The 18994-nt window shown below is 56.7% G+C and carries 24 protein-coding genes; 3 read left to right on the forward strand and 21 right to left on the reverse strand.

Translation table 11 applies throughout. The annotated features are described in order from the left end of the window. Position 1: 1 nt before the first annotated feature. The 9 genes from IB266_RS12710 to IB266_RS12750 form a co-directional block, all read right to left on the reverse strand. Positions 2 to 526 (reverse strand): phage major tail tube protein, encoded by a 525-nt coding sequence (locus tag IB266_RS12710; protein WP_192261393.1) that lies wholly within the window; start codon positions 524 to 526, stop codon positions 2 to 4. Next, a complete protein-coding gene (locus IB266_RS12715; RefSeq protein ID WP_192261394.1) occupies positions 527 to 1948 on the reverse strand; it encodes a phage tail sheath subtilisin-like domain-containing protein in 1422 nt (473 codons plus the stop codon). It lies immediately after the preceding gene. Between the two features lie 3 nt (positions 1949 to 1951). Continuing rightward, the gene (locus IB266_RS12720) at positions 1952 to 2194 is read right to left on the reverse strand and encodes a hypothetical protein (protein WP_192261395.1); all 243 of its coding nucleotides are present in this window, start codon (positions 2192 to 2194) and stop codon (positions 1952 to 1954) included. After that, complete coding sequence (locus tag IB266_RS12725) at positions 2191 to 2673, reverse strand: Gp37 family protein (protein WP_192261396.1); 483 nt, start codon at positions 2671 to 2673, stop codon at positions 2191 to 2193. Before IB266_RS12725 ends, IB266_RS12720 begins: the two co-directional genes overlap by 4 nt. Then, positions 2673 to 3104 carry a gp436 family protein gene (locus IB266_RS12730; protein WP_192261397.1) on the reverse strand — a complete coding sequence of 144 codons (432 nt, stop codon included), beginning with the start codon at positions 3102 to 3104 and terminating at the stop codon, positions 2673 to 2675. Before IB266_RS12730 ends, IB266_RS12725 begins: the two co-directional genes overlap by 1 nt. 3 nt (positions 3105 to 3107) lie before the next feature. Further along, the gene (locus IB266_RS12735) at positions 3108 to 4088 is read right to left on the reverse strand and encodes a major capsid protein (protein WP_192261398.1); all 981 of its coding nucleotides are present in this window, start codon (positions 4086 to 4088) and stop codon (positions 3108 to 3110) included. A 13-nt stretch (positions 4089 to 4101) separates the two neighbouring features. Further along, positions 4102 to 4470: a head decoration protein gene (locus IB266_RS12740; RefSeq protein ID WP_192261399.1), complete on the reverse strand. Its 369-nt coding sequence runs from the start codon at positions 4468 to 4470 to the stop codon at positions 4102 to 4104. A gap of 9 nt (positions 4471 to 4479) precedes the next feature. Continuing rightward, positions 4480 to 5319 (reverse strand): phage protease, encoded by an 840-nt coding sequence (locus IB266_RS12745; RefSeq protein WP_192261400.1) that lies wholly within the window; start codon positions 5317 to 5319, stop codon positions 4480 to 4482. A 415-nt stretch (positions 5320 to 5734) separates the two neighbouring features. Further along, positions 5735 to 6088: a DUF6124 family protein gene (locus IB266_RS12750; protein ID WP_192261401.1), complete on the reverse strand. Its 354-nt coding sequence runs from the start codon at positions 6086 to 6088 to the stop codon at positions 5735 to 5737. A gap of 897 nt (positions 6089 to 6985) precedes the next feature. Here IB266_RS12750 and IB266_RS12755 point away from each other — a divergent pair. From IB266_RS12755 to IB266_RS12765, 3 genes are all read left to right on the forward strand, one after another. Continuing rightward, positions 6986 to 7765 (forward strand): hypothetical protein, encoded by a 780-nt coding sequence (locus tag IB266_RS12755; protein WP_192261402.1) that lies wholly within the window; start codon positions 6986 to 6988, stop codon positions 7763 to 7765. 164 nt (positions 7766 to 7929) lie between these two features. Continuing rightward, the gene (locus IB266_RS12760) at positions 7930 to 8481 is read left to right on the forward strand and encodes a hypothetical protein (RefSeq protein WP_192261403.1); all 552 of its coding nucleotides are present in this window, start codon (positions 7930 to 7932) and stop codon (positions 8479 to 8481) included. A 96-nt stretch (positions 8482 to 8577) separates the two neighbouring features. Beyond that, positions 8578 to 9159, forward strand: a complete 582-nt coding sequence (locus IB266_RS12765) for a hypothetical protein (RefSeq protein ID WP_192261404.1) — start codon at positions 8578 to 8580, stop codon at positions 9157 to 9159. Positions 9160 to 9275: 116 nt separating this feature from the next. Here the strand turns inward: IB266_RS12765 and IB266_RS12770 are convergent, their stop codons facing one another. The 12 genes from IB266_RS12770 to IB266_RS12825 all read right to left on the reverse strand — a co-directional run bounded on the left by IB266_RS12770 (position 9276) and on the right by IB266_RS12825 (position 18938). Further along, positions 9276 to 10535, reverse strand: coding sequence for a hypothetical protein (locus tag IB266_RS12770; RefSeq protein ID WP_192261405.1), 1260 nt, complete (start codon positions 10533 to 10535; stop codon positions 9276 to 9278). Positions 10536 to 10673: 138 nt separating this feature from the next. Then, the gene (locus tag IB266_RS12775) at positions 10674 to 11486 is read right to left on the reverse strand and encodes an AbiJ-NTD4 domain-containing protein (RefSeq protein ID WP_192261406.1); all 813 of its coding nucleotides are present in this window, start codon (positions 11484 to 11486) and stop codon (positions 10674 to 10676) included. Between the two features lie 47 nt (positions 11487 to 11533). Next, positions 11534 to 12544, reverse strand: coding sequence for a restriction endonuclease (locus IB266_RS12780; protein WP_192261407.1), 1011 nt, complete (start codon positions 12542 to 12544; stop codon positions 11534 to 11536). A 93-nt stretch (positions 12545 to 12637) separates the two neighbouring features. Continuing rightward, on the reverse strand, positions 12638 to 13120 hold the full coding sequence (locus tag IB266_RS12785; protein WP_192261408.1) for a phage virion morphogenesis protein: 483 nt from the start codon (positions 13118 to 13120) through the stop codon (positions 12638 to 12640). A gap of 110 nt (positions 13121 to 13230) precedes the next feature. Then, positions 13231 to 14073 carry a phage minor head protein gene (locus IB266_RS12790; RefSeq protein WP_192261409.1) on the reverse strand — a complete coding sequence of 281 codons (843 nt, stop codon included), beginning with the start codon at positions 14071 to 14073 and terminating at the stop codon, positions 13231 to 13233. Between the two features lies 1 nt (position 14074). Continuing rightward, a complete protein-coding gene (locus tag IB266_RS12795) occupies positions 14075 to 15457 on the reverse strand; it encodes a DUF935 domain-containing protein (protein WP_192261410.1) in 1383 nt (460 codons plus the stop codon). Then, positions 15454 to 17058, reverse strand: coding sequence for a terminase large subunit domain-containing protein (locus tag IB266_RS12800; RefSeq protein ID WP_192261411.1), 1605 nt, complete (start codon positions 17056 to 17058; stop codon positions 15454 to 15456). The genes IB266_RS12795 and IB266_RS12800 overlap by 4 nt, the downstream gene beginning before the upstream one ends. Continuing rightward, a complete protein-coding gene (locus tag IB266_RS12805) occupies positions 17055 to 17606 on the reverse strand; it encodes a phage protein Gp27 family protein (RefSeq protein ID WP_192261412.1) in 552 nt (183 codons plus the stop codon). Before IB266_RS12805 ends, IB266_RS12800 begins: the two co-directional genes overlap by 4 nt. Positions 17607 to 17608: 2 nt before the next feature. Further along, the gene (locus IB266_RS12810; protein ID WP_192261413.1) at positions 17609 to 17902 is read right to left on the reverse strand and encodes an ArsR family transcriptional regulator; all 294 of its coding nucleotides are present in this window, start codon (positions 17900 to 17902) and stop codon (positions 17609 to 17611) included. Beyond that, positions 17899 to 18204 carry a DUF2730 domain-containing protein gene (locus IB266_RS12815; protein WP_192261414.1) on the reverse strand — a complete coding sequence of 102 codons (306 nt, stop codon included), beginning with the start codon at positions 18202 to 18204 and terminating at the stop codon, positions 17899 to 17901. The genes IB266_RS12810 and IB266_RS12815 overlap by 4 nt, the downstream gene beginning before the upstream one ends. 18 nt (positions 18205 to 18222) lie before the next feature. Then, positions 18223 to 18441 carry a hypothetical protein gene (locus tag IB266_RS12820; protein ID WP_192261415.1) on the reverse strand — a complete coding sequence of 73 codons (219 nt, stop codon included), beginning with the start codon at positions 18439 to 18441 and terminating at the stop codon, positions 18223 to 18225. Further along, positions 18438 to 18938, reverse strand: a complete 501-nt coding sequence (locus IB266_RS12825; RefSeq protein WP_192261416.1) for a structural protein — start codon at positions 18936 to 18938, stop codon at positions 18438 to 18440. The genes IB266_RS12820 and IB266_RS12825 overlap by 4 nt, the downstream gene beginning before the upstream one ends. Positions 18939 to 18994 lie beyond the last annotated feature (56 nt).

Below are 18994 nucleotides of genomic sequence, written 5' to 3' on the forward strand. Positions count from 1 at the left end.
TCTAAAGCTGACCGATGTTCTTTCGGTACTTAGCCAACTGGTCCTCCCCTCCCACCCGAAAAATATTCGCCAAATAATCCAACAACACCACCTCATCCCCATTGATCATCTGCCGCACATAGGTAGCCGAAAACGGCGTCTCGTACTTGGTCGGATCTCGCGGCTTGTGCGTGCCCAACTGATACTCCTTCCCCGTGATGGTCATGGTCGTGACCAGCGGAATCTCATTCACCAACCCACCATTGTTGAAAACCTGCACATTAGAACGGCACTGCAGCTGCACGCTCTTGAACGGCGTCACCAGCTTCTTGGCCGCCTCAAAGTACAAGCTGTTCCAAGTGATTTTCCCTTCCAGCTTGTCGATGCCATCCGGCAGCTCAATCAGTCCGACCATGCCCAGCCCCTGGAAGTCGCTCATCACGGTTTTGATGGTGCCCAGGTCGATCTCTTCGCATTTGCCAAAGAAGCTGGTGCCATCCAGGTACACGTTGGCGTTAGAAATACGATGCGCGCTAAAGCCGGCCATTTATGCAGCCCCCAAGTTGACCAGGTAGTCCCCGGTGATTTCAGTTTCGAAGGTGCCGCGCTCAAACGGCAGCGGTACGGTGAGTTTGTAGTTGAACAGTACGTGGCCTTGTTCCAATTCGGTTTGTGGGTTGCGAGCCGGGTCGTACCAGCACTCGCCGCCGAGTAAGGCGCCGTCGCCGATGAGTTTGCGCAGGAACAGGTTGACGCTTTCGGTGATGCTAGTGATTAACGAGGTGGTGATGGGCTGGTCGACGAACTGCAATGCGCTGTAGCGGATGGATTCATCAACGACGTCTTTGGTGCGTCGCACATTTTCGAAGTTGCGCATGTGGGTGACGGTCGGCCAGGCCGCGGTACGGTTACCCCATAAGCGCAGGCCACTGCCGAAGGAGTTGAAGACGGTGGTGATGCCGTTTTCGTTGAGCAGGTTGACTTCGCTGTTCGAGTCATCGACCCGAGCAGTTAGCGGCCGCTCCAGGCCGATGACGCCGATCAGTTCCTGGTTGGAACTGCTCCACCAGTAGCCGTGGTCGTTGTCGACTTTGGCGCGCAGGCCGGCGGCGCGGATGGACAGCGGTTGCAGGCGTTCGCCGTGGGCGGCGTCGCGGACTTTGATGTGCGGGTAGCACAACCGAATACGGTCACTGCTGGTGTTGAAGTTAATGGCACCCGCTGGACCGCGCCCGGCCAATACCTGCTGCACGGTGGTGCCGATGGGCGCGTCGATGTAGGCGATGCCGCCGACTTGGCCGACCGAAGCGCCCAGTTCGGCGGTCACTTCTTTCAAGGTGCTGAAGCCTGGGGCAATGAAGATTTTAGGAAAGAAGCCCAGTTGGTTATAGCTGTCTTGGAAGGCTTTCAGGCCGGTGCGCCGTCCGGCAGCGTTGACGGCGCCGATGATGTCCGTCGCGGTGACTTTGCTGGGATCGGCGTAGGTGTAGGCCACTTTGATCAGGGCGTTGGCGGCAATATTGCCGGTCGGCAGACGCCTGATGTGACCTGTGAGCCTGTCGGCTTTGTAGTCCACGCCTTCCAAGTAGGTAACCAACCCGTCGGCCGATTTTATTTGCAGCGTTTGCAGGGCGCCGTGCTCCAGTTGCAATTGATCGTTGGGGGCGAACTGTTTGTCTTGCTCATCCACGGTGGTGCTGTGGACGGCAGGATCGAGCACGTTGACGACCAGTACGGTGCCGGCGCCGAAGTCGAAGATGCCTTGCAGGGCTTCGGGGATGGAGAAGCCTGTTCTGTGCGGGCCGAACTGCGCGGCGTGGATGTCGTTAAGGCATAGGGTCAGTTCGTTGATGGGGCCGGTGGGCGCCGTGCCGATCACGGCGATGACGGCGGATTTGACCACCCGGATGGGTCTGGGGCCGCGTTCGACTTCGGTGGTTTCGATGCCGTGTAGGTAGTTGGCGGGCATGGGTTATTCCTTCGCGGCGGATATTGATTGTGCTGCTGCCTTTACGGGTAAGCCCGTCGGCAGAGGGTTGGCGGGTTGCGGATGCAGGTGTTTGAGGGCCAGTAAAACGCGGGTGTACTCGTGGTCGGCGGGCATGCCGACCGGTTGGCCTGGGTGCAGGAGGACTTCGAGGCGTTCGCCGGTTTTGCCGACGCGTAGAGAGGCGCAACTGGGTGGTCCGGCGTAGCGGTACGTGGTGAGTTTCATGGGTACTCCTGAAATTGAGCCAAGGTCAGTCGTGGTCCGCTTTCGGGGACAAGGGTTTGCAGGTGTGTGGTGCGGGTGGTGAAGTCTTGGGCGTACTGCCAGACGCCGCCTTGGTGACCGATAAAGTGTTCGGACACGGGACGGCAGGCCTGGTTGGCATGCGGCGGGTACCACCCGGTGAGGCAGGTGCGGATGCGGTCAAGGTGACCGACGACGCCGTCTTTGCCATTGAGTTGGCGGAACACCAATGTGAGGCGCAGCACCCAGTGACGTGCCTGGAAGCAGGCGTCGGTGCTTTCTGACTGGCCGAACGTGGATTTGCCGTAGGCGAGCAAGACGGCACCGCGGGGATGGTTGAGCCGGTATTGCAACGGATTTTCAGGGAACAGCTCGATCATCAATTCACTGCCAAGGTCGGCTTGTAGCCGGACGAGCATGGCGTCGAGCAGTTGTTCGGTTTGGGTTTTGGCCGGCGTCATTAATAGCGGTCCCACTGTTGGGCGCCGAATTGTTGAGGACGTGCGCGCACACGGATCTCGCCCGGCTCTGGCACGGCCTGGCCGGTGGGTGTGCCGAGGGTGATGACGCCGTCGCGGATGTTTTCCAGTAGTTGGAGGGTGTCTTTGCGGCTGTCCTTCACGGCGTCGGGCAAGGCGCCCTCGGGGCGGCGTTGGTAGAGCCAATGCCGGGCCAGGTAGACCACGGCATCGCGCAGGACGGTGGGCACCGGGTCGAGTGGCAGTTGATAGCGGCCGCGCAGGTAACCGTCGACCAGTTCTTGGGCCTGGCGCACGCCGTCGGCGATGACGCCTTCGTTGGGCTCGGTGGCGGCCGGGTCGTCGTTGGAGAGCTGGATGAGGGGCATCAACGGGATGGCGTTGGCGAGGTCGGCACGGGTGCAGTAGCGCATGGCTCAACCCGCCTTCAGTTCAACGAGGGCTTCGGGGAACAGGCACATGGCCAAGGGGTTGGCCTGGGCTTCCAGGTCCCAGCCTTTGCCCATCTTGCGCGGCTCGGCTTTGCTGTAGAACGCCTGGCCCAGGGTGTTGACGGTTTCGTTGTAGTTGGCCGGGGCGTTGAACAGGCGGAACACGCCACGGGCGACGGGAAAGATCTGGGCGATGTCGGCCGGGATGAAGCGCTGGCCGCTGACGGTGACGTCGTATTCGATGTACTCGATGCCGCCGAAGGTGAAGCCTGAGCGCATGTCACCGCCGAGGCGGTCTTGGGCCGCCTGGTAGTGGGCGAAAGCTTCTTTGACCTTGGCGTGGTCGGTGAACGCGTCAAACCAGTCTGGCCCACACAAGGCGCGAAAGCCGGTGACCATCACGCCGCCGAGTTTGGATTCGGCGTGGCGTTTGGCGTCGAGGCAGGCCTTGCGCACGTTGGTGTCGGGCTTGCTGAGGGGCACGGTGACCTTCTTCTGTTTGACGTCGAATTCGCCAAACAGGTCGAACAATACCGAGCCGTCGGCGTCCAGCAATTGGCCGCGCAGTGCGCCAACGCGTTGGAATTCGCGGGTGGCTTCGATGCTGTTTTTCAGTTCTTGCAGGTGGTCGTTGACGACGGTGACGACGGGCGCGGTGGCGCTTTCCTGGCCGAAGGCGGCGATGCCTTGTAGCTGGCTGGGCAGGATCGAGCTGCTGACCGGCAGGTGCAAGGTTTCGAAGGTGCGGCGTTTGCGCTTGCGGCCTTCGAGCGGCGCCGGGTCGTCATTGCGTGAGGTGTTGGGCACCAGCACCAGGCGGCCTTCGCGCTCATCGATGACGACGGCGGTGCTGGTGACGCCTTTCTCGTCGAACAGGCCCATGGCGCCGACCTTGCCGGGGATGGCCGGGAGTTTGTTGATGGCGGCGGTGAGGTTGGCGACGCTGAACAGGTCTGGCAGGTTCATGGGTGGCTCCGGGTTAGAGGGTTGCGCGGGCGACGATGCCCAGGGCATTGAGTTCGTCGAGGGCGACGGCTTGCTGGGCGTCGGTGATGCCGGCGGGCCAGACCAACTGCCCCAGGGCCAGGACGGCGCCGCGGGCGATGACCACGCCGGGCTGATCGCTGGCCGTGGCGTCTACGCGTTCGGCCAGGACGGCAGCGGCTTTTTTGGCGGCGCCGCTGCCAGCGGGATCAAGGCGTTGGTATTTGCCGGCGACTTTGGCGAGCACCTGACCGAGTGGGTAGTCGGTGCCGGCGAGCAGCGTGACGTTGCTTTTGGTCCAGCCGGGGCTGACTTGGAGCAGCAGTAAATCGCCCAGGTCTTTGGGTTGGTTGAAGGTGGCCATGGGGGATTCCTAGCGTTGGGCGCGGGCTGCGGCGTCGGCGAGTAAAGGGTTGGTGGGTGCGGCCTCGGTTAGGCCGGTGCGGGCCTTGGTGGCGACTTCGGTGAAGCTGACGGGGTTGGTCAGGTCGTTGAAGAGGGTCTTGAGGCCGACGCTTAGGGGCTGGCACTGGTCGCCTTCGCCGAATTCCAAAGGGGTGGTGCCGGACTGCGCGGCGTCGAGGGCGGCAATGACGACTGGGGCGTGCAACGGCTTCATGCCGGCGGCGACCAGTTGTTCGGCGTAGGCGACGCTGGCTGCGTGAGTGGTTTGTTGCGCAGCGATACGGGCGGCGTTGTCGCGTTGGGCGAGTTCGGCTTTTAGGCGGTGGTTCTCTGCTTCTAGTACAGCGGTGGTTAGGTCAGTGGCCTGTGGACCGTCTTCGCTGAATTGAATGACGCCGGGCTCACTCTCGGCCAGCTCGATGGGCCGTAGACCTTTGACGGCTGGGGGTTGGGCGCCGAGGAAGCCAACGTGGCGCAGGTAATAGACGCCGGGCACGGGGTTGTTGGCGGCGGTTGGGTGGTAGAAGGACGCTGAGATTTTTTTGTAGCTGCCCTTGGCGATTTGCTCGGCGAAGGAGGCGTCGATTTGTTGGGGTTCGGCGATGAGGCCCTGGGCGGTGGCGGTTAGGGATTTGACCCAGCCGGCGGCCGGGGCATCGTGTTGTGGGTGGCCGATGACCAGTGGTGCTTCGTGGAGGGTTGGGTTGTAGGCGGCGACGGTGGCGGCTAGGTCGGCTTCGGTGAAGTGGAAGGTGGTGCCGCATTGGGCGGTGTGGGTGCCGGGTTTAAAGATGTGGAGTGGGTTCATGGGGCTGCGCTTGATGGGGATGGTGTGCGCAGTTTCGGGGCTTCGGGCGGGTTGGGCTTTTAATCAGGATTAGGGAGGTGGTGCCCAGAGGTTGGCGTGGTTGAGGTGGGTTCAGAACGGCAGCAGAAGACGCGAACGTGTGCGAGCAGACGTTGGCTTTGGGGGAAAGTTTGGGTTGATCGCGGATGATGAGGTCGGCTACTGAGGAACAAGGCCTCTGACGCGTTTTATAACGTATTTATGCCGGGGATCTGAGATTGCCGCCGGGCAATGTGAGTTGGGCTGGTGCACGCGGGCGACAGGAGCTTATAGCGCTTAGCGGCGCAACGCTCCCTTGCCGGGTGGGCGAGTCGGCGGCTCTGTAGGCTGGGGGTACTACAAAGGTCCGACTCGGCCTCACGTTGCGGGCTGGGTGCTAGCGTGGATCGACGTTATCCAACGCCCGATTTGCCAACAGCTCGCTCAGCTCGATCACCTGCTGAATGCCCAGCGCAACATGTCGTCGCGACCCGTCCAGGTCGAACGCCAGGTCGTTGATCATGGCGTTGGCCGAGGCCAGGTTTTCGCTGAGGTTGGCGAGCAGACTTTCGGTGTCGATGCCGTCGATGACGGTGAAGAGCTGACCCGGTGACGGGGCGGTTTTGGCGGCGGCTTCTTTCGGTTTCAGATAGAAATCCAGCGCCCGATCGGTGGCCTCTTGGACTTTCTTTGGATCGAGGCCGGCGGAGCTGGGGTCCGAATTCGGAGGATTGGGTGTGACCTTGAACATGATAGAACTCCTGTACCTAGTTGAGCCACCATGACTTGTCGCTAAGCAAGTTAGGGTGGCGGCTGTACGCAGGTTAGCGAACCGGGGGTACAGGAGCCCGGCAGACCCGAAGGTCTCCCGCGCACAGCCACCATTACAGCAGTCGCAGATAGGGATATCTGCAATGAGATCAGGAGCGCTGATGCAACCGTACCGATTCGGGTCGCTAAACCCGATCACTGATGAGCAGTGACGGAAACAAAACTACCGTTACGGACCAGGACACACAAGCGGGCGGATTCTGGCTTAGTTGTAGGCAAAGGCGCAAGGCGACGTAGCCTCGCGACTAGGGCTTGGTGTTACGGGGTATGTGGCTGTAGGACTTGATGCCAAGGGCGGCAATGCGGAAGTGCATGCCTCCGAAATAGATGGCAAAATGATTCTGCAATGCAGTAAGCAGCATGAATGTAGTTTTTAACTCCTTTACCGGTCACGTGCGCTACTCAATACGATGCGGCGGCTGCAAAAGCCATGCACGAACTTTAATCAGTAGGGACCTTCGGACTAATGACCAGCCACAGCGGCCCAGACTCAGGCCAATCAGCTAAGGAAAAACGCGACGATTTCAGCAAGCCGACCATAAGGGCTCTTGCTTTGCGTGCTGGGTATTGTTGCTCTCTTTCAGAGTGCGGAAGACCTACGGTTGGACCTAGCGAGACTGGCCCGGATAAGCATGTCAACATTGGAGTAGCTGCTCATATCACCGCAGCTTCGCCGGGCGGACCAAGGTATGACGCGACAATGACCTCGGAGCAGCGATCGTCTATCACGAATGGAATTTGGCTGTGCCAAAGCCATGCTCGACTGATTGACGTGAATCCTGACGCATTCCCTGTTCACCGTCTCCATGAAATCAAAATGGCCCATGAAACAGCGCAGGTAGCACGTTTAGCTGGGGCGAGTGCCCCGCATCATGACACTGATTTCATAGCGCTTGGTCCCGATCTCGTCTTCACCGGTGAGCTAGTTGGCATTGAGGCCAACATATGGTCATTCCGATTAGACCACTTCATTATCGGAGAGCTTGGGGACCTAATCCGTTTTGGAGAATGTTTTACAACGCTAGATCCCTACGATCGGTTTGTTCTAGTCAACGCGCTTGGTGATGGACGTCAACTAGCTTCAGCCCCGATATGGTCAAAGCACCAACAACAACTCACTCTTGCTGTAGCTGTTATTGAAAGTTTTCCCCGTACCGATGCTAATCATCTGCCTATGGATCTCGCACTTAGCGACGACAATGATCTTTTCATAACGAACGGAAACCTAGCGACGGTCCGTGGTTTGGATGCACTTCCACAAAAAATAAAGCTCTGCTTATCAACGAGTCGTGGTGAGATGTTATTTCATCCTTCATGGGGCACGCGAATTCGAGAGTATTCACAAGTTTTCTTTGGTTCCCCGTGGCTGCCGAGACTGATAAAACTCGAAACTATTAGGATGGCTTGCATACCACATACAGGTCACAATCCCATAAAGCCGACAACTCCTTTGATGGCTGTTCGGAAGGTGGAGGTTGTAGAGATGTTATCTACAGAGAATGTTGACGGATTTTTTCCGTTCAGATTTCAATTGGATATCGAAGGAGTCGGTACTTGGAGTCGCGAAATTCCAATTTATATTTCACGTGATCTCTAGGGTAGTCAGTATAAAGCCTGATCTGGTTCTATTCGTGACATCTATTCCCGGTGAGCCATACTATGCCAACGCTCGTCGGGGAATGGGTAACATAAACAATCTGATAGTAACGGTCGTGAACTGTTGCGATGCAGGAGCGCACTGTGGGACTAGGAGTCGTTGAAATGAAAGGATACGAAGATGCAGGGATTAAAAAGCTGCTAAAAAAAATTGGTAAGATTGTTAGCTTTTTGGAACGCTCCGCTGTAAGGTTGTTTTACTTTCTTATCCTATCGCTTGGCTCAACAGTATTTTTTGGCGCAATGAATCATTACTTGCAACTAAAAGATTACTTATCTCTTGGTAGCGTGTGTTTTCCCGTACTGGCCGTGTTATTTGGGTTCACAGCACTGTTGTATAACCGTTCGAGAGCCTTGCAGCCTGGGGCAGCTCAACGGAGGTCGTTGTATGCGGCAGAAAGGGGGCTTCAAGCTACCATCTTATTTGTCGTTGGTGTAGGGCTGGGTTCTATAATTGCGACGATTACTGAAGTTTTAAAGCTTGATATCTCAAACGCGTCGGGGTCATCTAGAACATTGTTGGTGTATTTTATTCCAATATTGCTGGTGCTAAATTCATTTTCAGCTTTTTTCTTTGCTCTGCGGGCGATTGCGCATGGAACGGTAAGATTGGTTGGTCTTCGGACACTTGCCAGGAAGATACGCCAGTCTACCTAAAAGTGAAAATCACAACGTAAACGCCACAAGATAAATTCATAACTAAAAAATTATAGCGCATCGCAACGCCTTATTTACTCAATTTAGAGCTTGCAAATGAGAAATGTAGACGAATATCTTCAGAGAACCGAAAGTGCCGTGCGGCACCTATTCAACGCTATAACCGGGTATATAGATACATTGAAGGCCGGGATAGGGCCAATTTTTGTCTCCGGATTACCCTATGGTCCGGAGCAAGACGCGCATTATTCTGAATGGTGCTTAGCGAATTCAGAGGAGCTAGCGAAGTCCAAGGCAGCTATGGAGGATTTTCGTGCCGAAGCATTCGCCCTCGATACCATATGCGGTTCGATACTACAAATTGCCGAAAAGGGCTTGGAAATATATTCAGAAAATACCCAGCTACATGAACCTTGGGGGGCTATAATTCCACCGTACTTGGCTAAGTTCTGCGTAGGGCGAGAAGTGCGAAGCACTCCTTTAGGGCTAATCGTGTATGCGGCTCGAAATCAACACGTCCACTTTAACGATTCCAAGCTTAAGAATGTCAGCGCAAGTATTTTTAATAATTTGGCTACGGCACATGGCTATGGTTCTAACAATAAGGACCCAGCTTTCGACCTGGAAAATCCTAACCTAGAGAGCTATGCAAGCAATGTAACGTCACTGATTGGGTGACGTAGTTTTGAAAAATATCAAGAAGATATGCGCAGTATGCTAAAGAGCTAGCCGCCTCCCCAACCATCTTAGATCGAAGCTACCTATCCGAAACGCTAGTTAGTCCCCCTGGATTACTAAGATTCTTTTTCATAAGGGTAGCGTCGCGCAAACATTTCTAAGATCAGCTCGATTCTATTAGGTGATTCGTTCTCCGCGAACTTGCGGACTCTATCAGGTGCAAGTCTACGCATCACCGTATTTAAATCCGAGACGGTAAACTCATGAATAATATCGTCCATCTTCAGTGAGGCAACTATTGTTTCTGGTACGAAATTTTGCGTAGTTGTTCCTGAGAGGATTTTTGTTATCAAATCCTGCTCCAGAGAGTAACTGCTGCCTGCGGGCACATCTATGAATTTTCTATGCTTTAACTGTTTTGAGGGTATTTCTCGGTCGTCAGAGATACTACCAGCTTGGGAGATATTGTAAAACTCTCTAATTGCCGAGCTACTCTTTCTGTCCAGTTTTTTGTTATGTATTGAGTAGGAAGAAAAGCGGGTTGTGGTTGCTGACGGAAACATAACAACGGACGGTATATGAATTTGAAGTAGACACTCAATGATATCCGGGCGACCAGTAAAAATTTGCAATGTCGATGCTTTTCGAGCGATCTCCTTAAGTTTGCTCTGAATAATATCTCGCGCATGATCCGGCGTCTGCCCCATAGTCAGACCATTGTGTAAAAACGCTAATTTTGTTACATCTGCCGCGATTATGCCATTCGCGTGCCTACCTTCATATTTTTTTGGCATGCGAAGAAGTATTTGGTCTTTAGCTTTTACGAGGTTGTCTTTCAGGTTACGAATGCCCGCTATTCTTTTACATTCAACAAAATAAGCGTGCTTGTCGGTGATGGCTATTATGTCGGTATCAGTAGCGAGATCCACAGTACATCCCGACTGACAGAAGTAACTTGCAATTCTCAGCTCGAATTGCGTATCCCTTGACTCGGTATTCTTGTCGAGAGCCGCGAAATCACTACCGCTGACTATTTTCTCTAATTTTGGCTCGACTCCTATTGGGACATGCTTTTTCAGGCCGCGTAGAATCCACATTAGTTCGTGGGCCTCTCTCAATAGATACAAGTGCCAGTCGAGGGGGCTTTGAAATCTCACATCATTGACGTTTTTGAAAATTCTTTTTTCATCGATTGCCGTTCCCTCTGCCAACTCATGAAAATAGCGTGCATATCTGTCAATTCTAGTATTGTGTGTTGTTATCCCGAGATTATCTATAAACTCTTTGAATTGAAGTAAATCGGCCGCATGATCCTTAAAGCTTATACCTGGCAAAGTTTCATCGGGTAGTTTGTAAGAATATTTTTCCTCGCTCATGCTCTTCCTTCACTTTTTAGCAATTAGCATTATGTAATGTGCGTATTAAGTACGCATGGAGTACTACAGCGTATAAATGCGCATGCGGATAGTCGTTGTCAACGGCCAAAAATAATAAGGTAGGGCCGCAACGGAGGGTCATGGATTGCCCTTTGTAATTTTGACTAGATAGTTACCCAGCGAAGCGCTCAATCCAACTATCAGTTCAGCGTCCGCAAAGGTTGGTTCTCGCCCTTCTCGAAGATGTCTTCCATGCTCGGAGGCAAAGCCCCATGCTCTAATGACAGCCTCATCGAGAGGCTTGGGAATAATCGACCCGTGGCGCTTCATGATGTCACCCAGATTTGCCTTAACGTCGCCGGTAATTTCTCTCGCTACGCATTCGAGGGAAGCCATAGCATGCTGGATCGCACCAGTCGGGTCCGGTTCCGGTCGACGCGACAAATCTCCGATGGCTTGGTGCAGCTCTTTGCTGGCAGTAACATTCCCCGCCTGCTTTTCGGTATCACAGGCGGTTTTAACGATAACTTCGAATGATTCTGGCCCTCGAATCTCAACTCTACCCTCGAACAACTTCCACCCAATTCCATTTTCAATAAAGTATTCGTTGAGTTGCTCGTAAAAATGTTCGTGATTTTCCGATCGGTAATTTTGGTTTGCTAGATAGTCTTCCAATCGCTCGATAATATCGTAAATCTTGTACCATTTTGCCGACTGGACAAGGTCAAGGTTTTCGCCATCAACATTAGGATAATCACTCCAATTGTTTGGATCAGGCTGCTTCTTAAGCGCTCTGCACAAAATGTGTCGCACGTCTTTCGGACCAAGCCCACATTCGTAGCACAGTTGAATCAGGTATCCCCGCAACTCTTCCGGCGCGTCATTTCGAACAGTGATGTCGACTTCTTCAGAGCTCGCAAAACCATTTCGCTTCGAAAACGTATCCTTCATTTGTGCCAGGTCCTTTTTTGTCGTGACAAGCAATGTAGAGCTTAACGTTATCCCAGTGCGCCCTTATATATAAGAAGTTCAACGTTAAGCTTTTTTGCCATTTCATGAGCGGCGCTGGTGAACCCGTTAGAGCTGTAAACTACGAACCTGGAGCAGCCGTAATAGTGCCCGCCCGAATGGGCTTGCATTACCGAGTCCACGCCTACATTGCCCGCATAGTTTTTACATTGTATCCCGATTTTTTCAGTATTCGACTGAGCGAGGATATCAATGCCAAAGTCTCCGCTAACACTGGTCTCGGAGACGGTATAACCAATGATTTGGTAAAGCTCAAGAACCGCTTTTTCTAGGCTAAGACCTGTAGTGCTGGGGCTTGGCTTCGCAAGAACAGTAGTCCCAGTGCTATCCAGTAAATACTCAATTAGGACGCCTTTGTAAGCCACGTAGCCTTTCCAAGCATCGCCAAACTGTGATTTTAGCACCTTAAATATTTTATCGAAATTCAGCTCGCCTGTGGCGTATCGTATATTTTGGCTGGTGAATACTTTTATAATCGCGTCTCGGTTGGGGATGATGGAATCAAGCGCGACCTTAAAGTTATTAACCTCAGCGTAAAATTGAGCCGACAACCGTGTCATACCCCCAAGCACAGTAGCGGTGCGAACCCCGGCCTCAAAAGACTCAAAATATTCTTTGTGCCATTTATAGCCTGCTGGGTCTACAAAATTCAGTAGCGGGTTTAACTGCTCTTCATGTGCATTAAGTTTAGTGTAGAGTTCGAATCGTTGCTCTAGCGTTAACTCCGAGTTTTCGTCTGAGAAGTAGGAGGTAATCGATGCAGGTACAGGCGAGTTATCACACAGCTCTTGAATCGAAGATTTCAGATTCGCATATGTATCCGTCACATCAACAAAGCGAAGGTGGTTCCACTTATTAAATTGCGCATCTTGGATGTCGGCAAAGTCATTCGTCATATTAGCCAGGAATTTTAGAAATACGTCCGAATTCACGTACTCAATGCTCTTGGGAGCGCTTTTTCCATAGAATAGATGAGCCATTTAGAGCTCCTGACATCCAAGATGTGGCGAGTGGCCATAGCGTAACCTTACTGCGGAGATTTTTGGAAAATTCTTGAGCGCGGCCAACGATCGTTATTTAACACGCTTGGTAACGACCCTCAGATGGGGCAAAGCTAAATCCAGGACTGCCTTTTCCGCTTCATCCTGCAGGTTACCCTCAGCATCCATAGGCAAATACGGTCGCCCCGGGATATCGCCCCACAGGTGCGGAAAATCTGCCTGATCCCCTCCAAACTGCATCATCGCCGCATAAGGCTTGTTGCTGCCCACTACTGCCGAACTGTCGGTGACCTGGGTGGTGATTGATGCGGCCAAACCGGCAGCGCTGACTTGCAAGATTTTGCCGGGCCAGTGACCGGTTTTAGCTCGGCGCTCGGTGGTGACGTCAGAGAGCTCGGGCCATTCGGGACGGCCTTCGTGTTCGAAGTTTTCTTCGGTTTGGCTGGCGAGTTCGGCGGCCAAGCTATGCATGAGTGGAGTGAGGTCGCCGATGGACTGTTCCACTTTGCTTAGGGTTTGTTGAAGGTGTTGGTGGTCTAGTTCGATGAGGAACATGGATCGATCCATTCAGGGTTTACGGTGGGTCGGGGAATTTGGCTGGCTGGATTTGGGGCTGCTGTGCAGCCCAGCGGGAGCAAGCTCCCTCGCCACGGGATCTGTGGTGTTCATCCGGTCGGTGGTTGGTCGGCCTGCTTGTGTTTCAGGGCTTCGGCCAAGCCGGTGCCAGGGGCGTGGTTGAAGCCTGGGTCGGTGCGGAATGTGAGGGTGTGGCCTTGGGCGTTGGTGAGGCGGATGCCGGTGACGGTGGCGGTTCTGGTCTCGCCGGTGCGTTTGTCGGCGCCGGTTTCGACGGTTTCGGTGAAGGTTTTTCCGTGGCTGGAGATGACGGTAAGCCCACGGCGCTTGACGGCGGCTTCGCTCAGGGCGACGACGCGGCAGCGGCAGTTGAAGCCGTTAGGCGGGAAGATGGTTTGCCAGATGGGGTCGTCGTGGCGAAAGACCTGGCCGTGCATGGCCCGGTGGCTGCTGCGGGTTTTTCCGTCGAGGACGGCGATGTACATCCAGTACGGATGGGTCTCGGTGGTCTGTTCCATGGCGGTTTTGCGACCGACCATGTAGGCGCTTTGCAGGTTGGTTTGGTAGATGGTTTTTAGGCGACGTGGGCTACCGAGCTGGACGGTTTCGGCGCTACCTTGGCTGTCGACGATGACTTGCTGGCCCCACCAGCCTTGGGCTTGTAGGACGGGTTTCAAATGGGCGGTGAATTGCTGGAGGGTTTGGCCCTGTTGGAGGGCGGTTTCCAGGGCGGCGCGAATGTCGCTGAGTAGGTCCAGGCGCATGGCTTTGGCGACGGTGAACGCGTGGTCGTGGGCTTGGTCGAGGATCTCTTGCCAATGCCAGGTGATGGCGTAGCCCTTGGCCTTCAGGTAGGCGATAGCGTTGGCGGGCTCGAGGCCGAAGATGACCTTGAGGTCCGCGGGATTGAGCTGCTTTGCGGGGCTGGCCATGTCAGTCTTCCCGGTCTGCGGTGGTGCTTAGGCGGCCCCAGGTGTCGGCCATGAACATCAGGTTGGCGAGGTTTTCAGTCAGTTGGTTTAAGGGCTCGGCCGGCAGGCTATTGATGGCTTGGTCGAGGGCGGCTTGGTCCGGCGCCCGGTGTTGGGTGGTTTCGGCAAATGCGGGTTTGTCGCCCCGGGTCGGTGCTTGTTGTAGGTCGCCGTCCTGCAGGTTGTAGGTGCGCTGCCAATAGGCGTTGGTGAACCTTACGCCGGACTCGGTCAGGGCCTTGTCGCGCTGGGCCAGGGATTTGTCGATTTCTTCTTGTTGCCACAGCGCATAGCGCGGTGCGACGACGTGTGGGCCGAAGTTGAGGTCAACGACGTGGCGAATGCAGGCGTTGAGCGCGCTGGCGACGATGGCAGCGTCGCCGTCGCGGATATCCTGGGTGACTTCGGCGCCAGCCGTGGCGCTGGCGTGGTTGGTGTCTTTTTCGGTGGTCTGGTTTTGCCCGAGCATGGCGACGTTGATTTCGCTGCGGCAGTATTCGAGCAGTTGGCGGTAGACGTCGGCACTGCCGGCTTTGCCGGCCGCTTCGATGATCTGCACGCTGGCGTCGTCGGGAATGGCGGCGACGGCGTCTTGGACCATGGCTTCGAGGCTGTCGAGCAGCAGTTCGGTTTCGCCGTCGGTGGCGCCGCGTGGGTGTTGGCCGATGACCCAGGGGCTGCCGTATTTTTCAGTGAACTGGACCCAGAATTTGAGGCCGCCTTTCATGAAGGTGGCCGGCCAGAAGCACATGCTCAGGTCTGGGAAACCGTAGGGGTTGGCGTAGGTGGCGTCTTGCCGGGCGACGACAAAGCGTTGCGGGTCGCAGGGCTCGCCGTCTGGGCCGGCGTCTTTGGCGCGAAAGTGCAGCGCGTTGTTTTTGTCGTAGAAGAACCATTCAGCCGGTTTGCCGAGCAGGTCTTGTGGCACCCAATGCCTGCCCACGGGGCGCCATAGGAGTTCGATGGGTTGGTAGCCGAATAACGGTGCGTCGAGCAGTTCGCGGATGATGCGGTCCAGGTCGAGGTCGCTGAGCCAGTCGGTGATGAAGCGTTCCACTTTGCTGGCGGTGTCTTCACGTTGCAGGCCTCGTTCCAGCGACAGCACGGCGGCCTTGCGGCGGCGGATATTGCCACCGACGAGGGCGGAGCTGCGCAGGTGGCGGTACACCGCAATGTCTTTGCCTTGGGCTTTGAGAATCGGGTCTGGGTTAGGCAAATGGCTGCCGAAGTCGCTGGCCTGGGCGCGGCCTCGGGTAGCGATGTGGCGGTTGAGGGGGCGGCTGCGTTGGGGCTCGGCAAAGTGGACGAATTCAGTGGGGCTGACCCACAGGCCTGTGTTGTTCATGCGTACCCCTGGGTGAGGTGTTGGCCTTGGCGCGGGCGGCGTGATTTGACGGTGACCGGGCCGCTGGCGACTTCCAGCGTGGCGAAGTTGGCGAGCGCACCGGCACCGGCGAAGTCGCCGTGGCGATAGAGGTCGGGGTCTTTGAGGTCTTGTTTGCGGGCTTTGACGATCATGGGGATGCCGTCGACGGTTTCGATGGCGCGGATGTCTTGGTGCAGCGAGTCGTCTTTGGGCAGCGTGATTGTCGCGTCTTCGAACAGTTGCACGAATTTGGGCATCCACGCGCCGTACCAGGTCCGGGTGATTTTCACTTGTTGGATGCGGTTGTGGCCGAATGCGTCGGCGGTGTCTTCGGCGAGGGTTTCGCCGCTGCCGGTGGCGTCCAGGGCCGCGCCGACGAAACGCGGCAGCCGACGCAGGATGTAGAACAGGATCTGCTGCTGTTGCCGGGTGGGCACTTTGTGCATCTCGACCACGAACGGCACGTCGCGATGCCGTGCTTGGTCAACGGACATTGGGCAGATGATGGAGAAGTCACGGTGCCGGGCGTAGTCCATGCCGATGAAGTGCCGTCGCTCAGGGTTGAGCGACTGTAGCAATGGCGCGAGGTAGCGCTCGATCCAGTCGTTGACGTAGGCCTCGCGCCGGTAGACCTGCTGTTGGGCGAAGTCGTCGTCTAGGGCCAGGCGCAGGACGGTACGACCGGGGCGCATGGCGTCTTCGATCCATACGCCGGGGATGCAGACGCCGTTGCCGTCGCGGGGGATGGCGTCGAGTTCTTCGCGCATTTGCGCTTTGCGCGGGCCGTAGGCGCTGCGGATTTGTTTGTACCAGGCTTCTTTTTCGTCAGCCGTGGCGACCTTGCCGGCCATGAAGCAGACCCGTTCAAACAGGCCGTTGGCGACGGCATCGTCGAAGGTGGCGCGGAAGACCTGGGCGCTGCTGCCGTAGCGCTGATCGCGGATGTCGCTGACCATCTGATTGAAGGCGTTGGCTTTGCCGTTGTGGGTGCTGATGATGACGATGCGACCGCCCCAGATCAGCAGCGCGGTGGCGGCGTCGAGCACGGCCGCAACGTCGCGGTGAAACGCGGCTTCATCGATGATGACTTTGCCTTGTAGGCCGCGCACACCGGCCGGGTTGCTGGAGAGCGCGACGATTTTGAAGCCCGAGGCGTAGCGGATGCGATAGGCGTTGATGTGGCGGGTGTTGCCGGCGTCGTCTTGGTCCTGGAAGAGGAATTCTTCGATTTGGCTGACGCCCGACGCTTGGGCTTCGGCGATGACGCGGCTGAATTTGGCGCAGTAGCCGATGAATTCCAGGCCCTTTTCTTTGGTGTCGCCGATGTAGAAGCAGTCCATGCCGCCGGCGATTTTTTGCGAGGCAGCGGTGATGACGCTGTCCAGTGCTTCGGCGAAGGTGATGCCGGTGCGGCGGCCCTTTTCACAGAGTTTGATGTGGGCGTCGATGGCCAGCCATTGGGATTGGTGGGCCATGAGGATGCCTTCGGCCAGCGGGTTGTAGCCCTCGGGGATCTGGCGGACGCTGGGCGGCAGTTCGTCCCATTCGATGACGCGCAGTGTGCTGGCGGCGGCTTTCATGGTTTGACGCCGAGGAATTTCTGCCGCCAGAACTGGGCCTGGTCTTCGGTCATGCCTTGGGCTTTGACGGCGTTGTCGAGTTCGGCGGCTTGCTCTTGCAGCAGGCGTTCACGGGTGGCTTTTTCGATGGCTTGGCGTTCTTTGACGCTGAGGGTCCGGGCTTCCATGGTGGCTTTGGCGGCGCGGGCCAGCGCGGAGACTTCAGCGACGGTGACGTCGTCTTTTTCGTGGGCGCCCATGGCGGCCTGGTAGGTCAGGGTTGAGATGGCTTCGACGAGTAAGGCGCCGGTTTTGTCTGAGGCGTCTTCACCGAAGGCGCCGACGAAAGCTTCGGCCATTTCGCGCTGTTGGCGGGCTTTGTCGATGAGTTCATCGAAGCCCAGTTTGAAGCGCCCCAAGGCGCTGCGGCTGGGGGCTTTTTCGTCGGGGAAGCGCTTTTGGATGTCGGCGAGCATGTCGTCGAGGGTTAAGCGATCTTCACGCAGAAGTTTTTGTATGTAGGCCTTGACCAGGGGTGGCAGGCGATTGATGGAGGATTTGCCGGCCATGGTCAGGCCCCCGGGCGTTTGATGCCGGACACGCGGGCGCGGCCGGCGGCGATGTCTTGGCCGCGTTCGGTGAGGGTGGCAACCAGTACCGGGCCGATGTCGGCAAGGCTAACGGCGCCCTGTTCGGCGAGCCATTGCAGTTCGGTTTTGACCTGGTCGCGGCTGGCGGTGTGGCCAAAATTGTCGAGGGCGGTGTTGAGGACGGAGCTGTTGGCGCGGTAGCCGGGCATTTCAACCAGCAGCCGCAAGATGACCAGGCGCATGTCGTGGCGCAGGTAGTCGGCATAGGGGGTCATGTTTTTTCTCGCAGCAGGTAGTCGTTGATGCGGTCGAGCGACCGGGCCAAGGGGCTGAGGGCGTCTTTGACGCCGGTGAGTTCGGCGCGGATGGCTTTCATGTCGCCCAGCAGGTCGGTGACGGCCGATGGGTCTGGCAGGTGCCGGACGTGTTCCTCGAGGGCGACGATGCGGGTGCGCAGTTCGAGCAGTTCCCGGGCGCTGACGGTGTGGCGGTTGGTGATCCAGGTGTAGAGAGCCAGTACGGTGAGGACCAGCCATTGAACGGTCTGGAAGCCGAAGTTGAGTTCATTGAGGTTCATTCAACGCTCCGGGGTTTCTTAGCGCCGTGGCGGCAGGTCTGGCCCTTGTTTGATCAGGCGTGCGACGAACAGGAGGATGGCCAGTGCGCTGTTGAGGGTGGCGTAGGCCTTGGGGGTTAGCTGGGGCTGCCAGAGGGGCAATAGTTCCAGTTGGGCGAACCCTGCCAGGACGATGACCAATCCGATCTGAAGGCTGTAGAGCTTGTAGCCGTGGCGCCAATCGCTGATGAGTCTCATGCGGGCGCCCCTTTGAATTGGCCGTGGACAATGCCGCGCTCGATGCCGGCCAGTGATAGGCCGTCGGCAATGATGGCGTCGCCGTACCAGCGGCCGCCCGGCAAGGGGCCAGGGCCGTTTTCGTGGCGGATGATGACGGTGACCAGGGCGCGCATGATGTCGAAGTCGTAGACGTCGACGCTGGCCACATCGGGGTCGAGGCCCAGGGCGCGCGCGACGCTGATGATGTAGGCGTCGGTGTTGTTTTCTGAGGGCGGCGCCCAGCGCTCGATGATTTCGCGGACGGTGTCGATGGGGCTGCCGTCGGCGGCACGGTGTTTGTCTTGGTAGGTGATGAGGACGCGGGCGATGGCGCGGATGCCCCAGCGTGGGTTGATGTATTGGACGTATTGGCTGTCGGTCTGGGCGGTGGACATGCCTTGCCAGCGGATGCGATGGGCGTGGCGGATGTTGCCGGGGTTGTAGTTGCGGATGCCGCGGGGGTGTTCGGGTCGCATGGGGGATGCCTCCAGTCGTGGCGCCCCTGTGATTTGAGGCGCTAGAAATGCTCACG

This window comes from Pseudomonas sp. Pdm06, from assembly GCF_014851795.1.
Classification (GTDB): Bacteria; Pseudomonadota; Gammaproteobacteria; order Pseudomonadales; family Pseudomonadaceae; genus Aquipseudomonas; species Aquipseudomonas fluorescens_AA.

Coding starts and splice junctions, on each gene's coding strand:
- IB266_RS12710 (WP_192261393.1), bottom strand. CDS start 526: ATGGCCGGCTTTAGCGCGCATCGTATTTCTAACGCCAACGTGTACCTG.
- IB266_RS12715 (WP_192261394.1), bottom strand. CDS start 1,948: ATGCCCGCCAACTACCTACACGGCATCGAAACCACCGAAGTCGAACGC.
- IB266_RS12720 (WP_192261395.1), bottom strand. CDS start 2,194: ATGAAACTCACCACGTACCGCTACGCCGGACCACCCAGTTGCGCCTCT.
- IB266_RS12725 (WP_192261396.1), bottom strand. CDS start 2,673: ATGACGCCGGCCAAAACCCAAACCGAACAACTGCTCGACGCCATGCTC.
- IB266_RS12730 (WP_192261397.1), bottom strand. CDS start 3,104: ATGCGCTACTGCACCCGTGCCGACCTCGCCAACGCCATCCCGTTGATG.
- IB266_RS12735 (WP_192261398.1), bottom strand. CDS start 4,088: ATGAACCTGCCAGACCTGTTCAGCGTCGCCAACCTCACCGCCGCCATC.
- IB266_RS12740 (WP_192261399.1), bottom strand. CDS start 4,470: ATGGCCACCTTCAACCAACCCAAAGACCTGGGCGATTTACTGCTGCTC.
- IB266_RS12745 (WP_192261400.1), bottom strand. CDS start 5,319: ATGAACCCACTCCACATCTTTAAACCCGGCACCCACACCGCCCAATGC.
- IB266_RS12750 (WP_192261401.1), bottom strand. CDS start 6,088: ATGTTCAAGGTCACACCCAATCCTCCGAATTCGGACCCCAGCTCCGCC.
- IB266_RS12755 (WP_192261402.1), top strand. CDS start 6,986: ATGGCCCATGAAACAGCGCAGGTAGCACGTTTAGCTGGGGCGAGTGCC.
- IB266_RS12760 (WP_192261403.1), top strand. CDS start 7,930: ATGAAAGGATACGAAGATGCAGGGATTAAAAAGCTGCTAAAAAAAATT.
- IB266_RS12765 (WP_192261404.1), top strand. CDS start 8,578: ATGAGAAATGTAGACGAATATCTTCAGAGAACCGAAAGTGCCGTGCGG.
- IB266_RS12770 (WP_192261405.1), bottom strand. CDS start 10,535: ATGAGCGAGGAAAAATATTCTTACAAACTACCCGATGAAACTTTGCCA.
- IB266_RS12775 (WP_192261406.1), bottom strand. CDS start 11,486: ATGAAGGATACGTTTTCGAAGCGAAATGGTTTTGCGAGCTCTGAAGAA.
- IB266_RS12780 (WP_192261407.1), bottom strand. CDS start 12,544: ATGGCTCATCTATTCTATGGAAAAAGCGCTCCCAAGAGCATTGAGTAC.
- IB266_RS12785 (WP_192261408.1), bottom strand. CDS start 13,120: ATGTTCCTCATCGAACTAGACCACCAACACCTTCAACAAACCCTAAGC.
- IB266_RS12790 (WP_192261409.1), bottom strand. CDS start 14,073: ATGGCCAGCCCCGCAAAGCAGCTCAATCCCGCGGACCTCAAGGTCATC.
- IB266_RS12795 (WP_192261410.1), bottom strand. CDS start 15,457: ATGAACAACACAGGCCTGTGGGTCAGCCCCACTGAATTCGTCCACTTT.
- IB266_RS12800 (WP_192261411.1), bottom strand. CDS start 17,058: ATGAAAGCCGCCGCCAGCACACTGCGCGTCATCGAATGGGACGAACTG.
- IB266_RS12805 (WP_192261412.1), bottom strand. CDS start 17,606: ATGGCCGGCAAATCCTCCATCAATCGCCTGCCACCCCTGGTCAAGGCC.
- IB266_RS12810 (WP_192261413.1), bottom strand. CDS start 17,902: ATGACCCCCTATGCCGACTACCTGCGCCACGACATGCGCCTGGTCATC.
- IB266_RS12815 (WP_192261414.1), bottom strand. CDS start 18,204: ATGAACCTCAATGAACTCAACTTCGGCTTCCAGACCGTTCAATGGCTG.
- IB266_RS12820 (WP_192261415.1), bottom strand. CDS start 18,441: ATGAGACTCATCAGCGATTGGCGCCACGGCTACAAGCTCTACAGCCTT.
- IB266_RS12825 (WP_192261416.1), bottom strand. CDS start 18,938: ATGCGACCCGAACACCCCCGCGGCATCCGCAACTACAACCCCGGCAAC.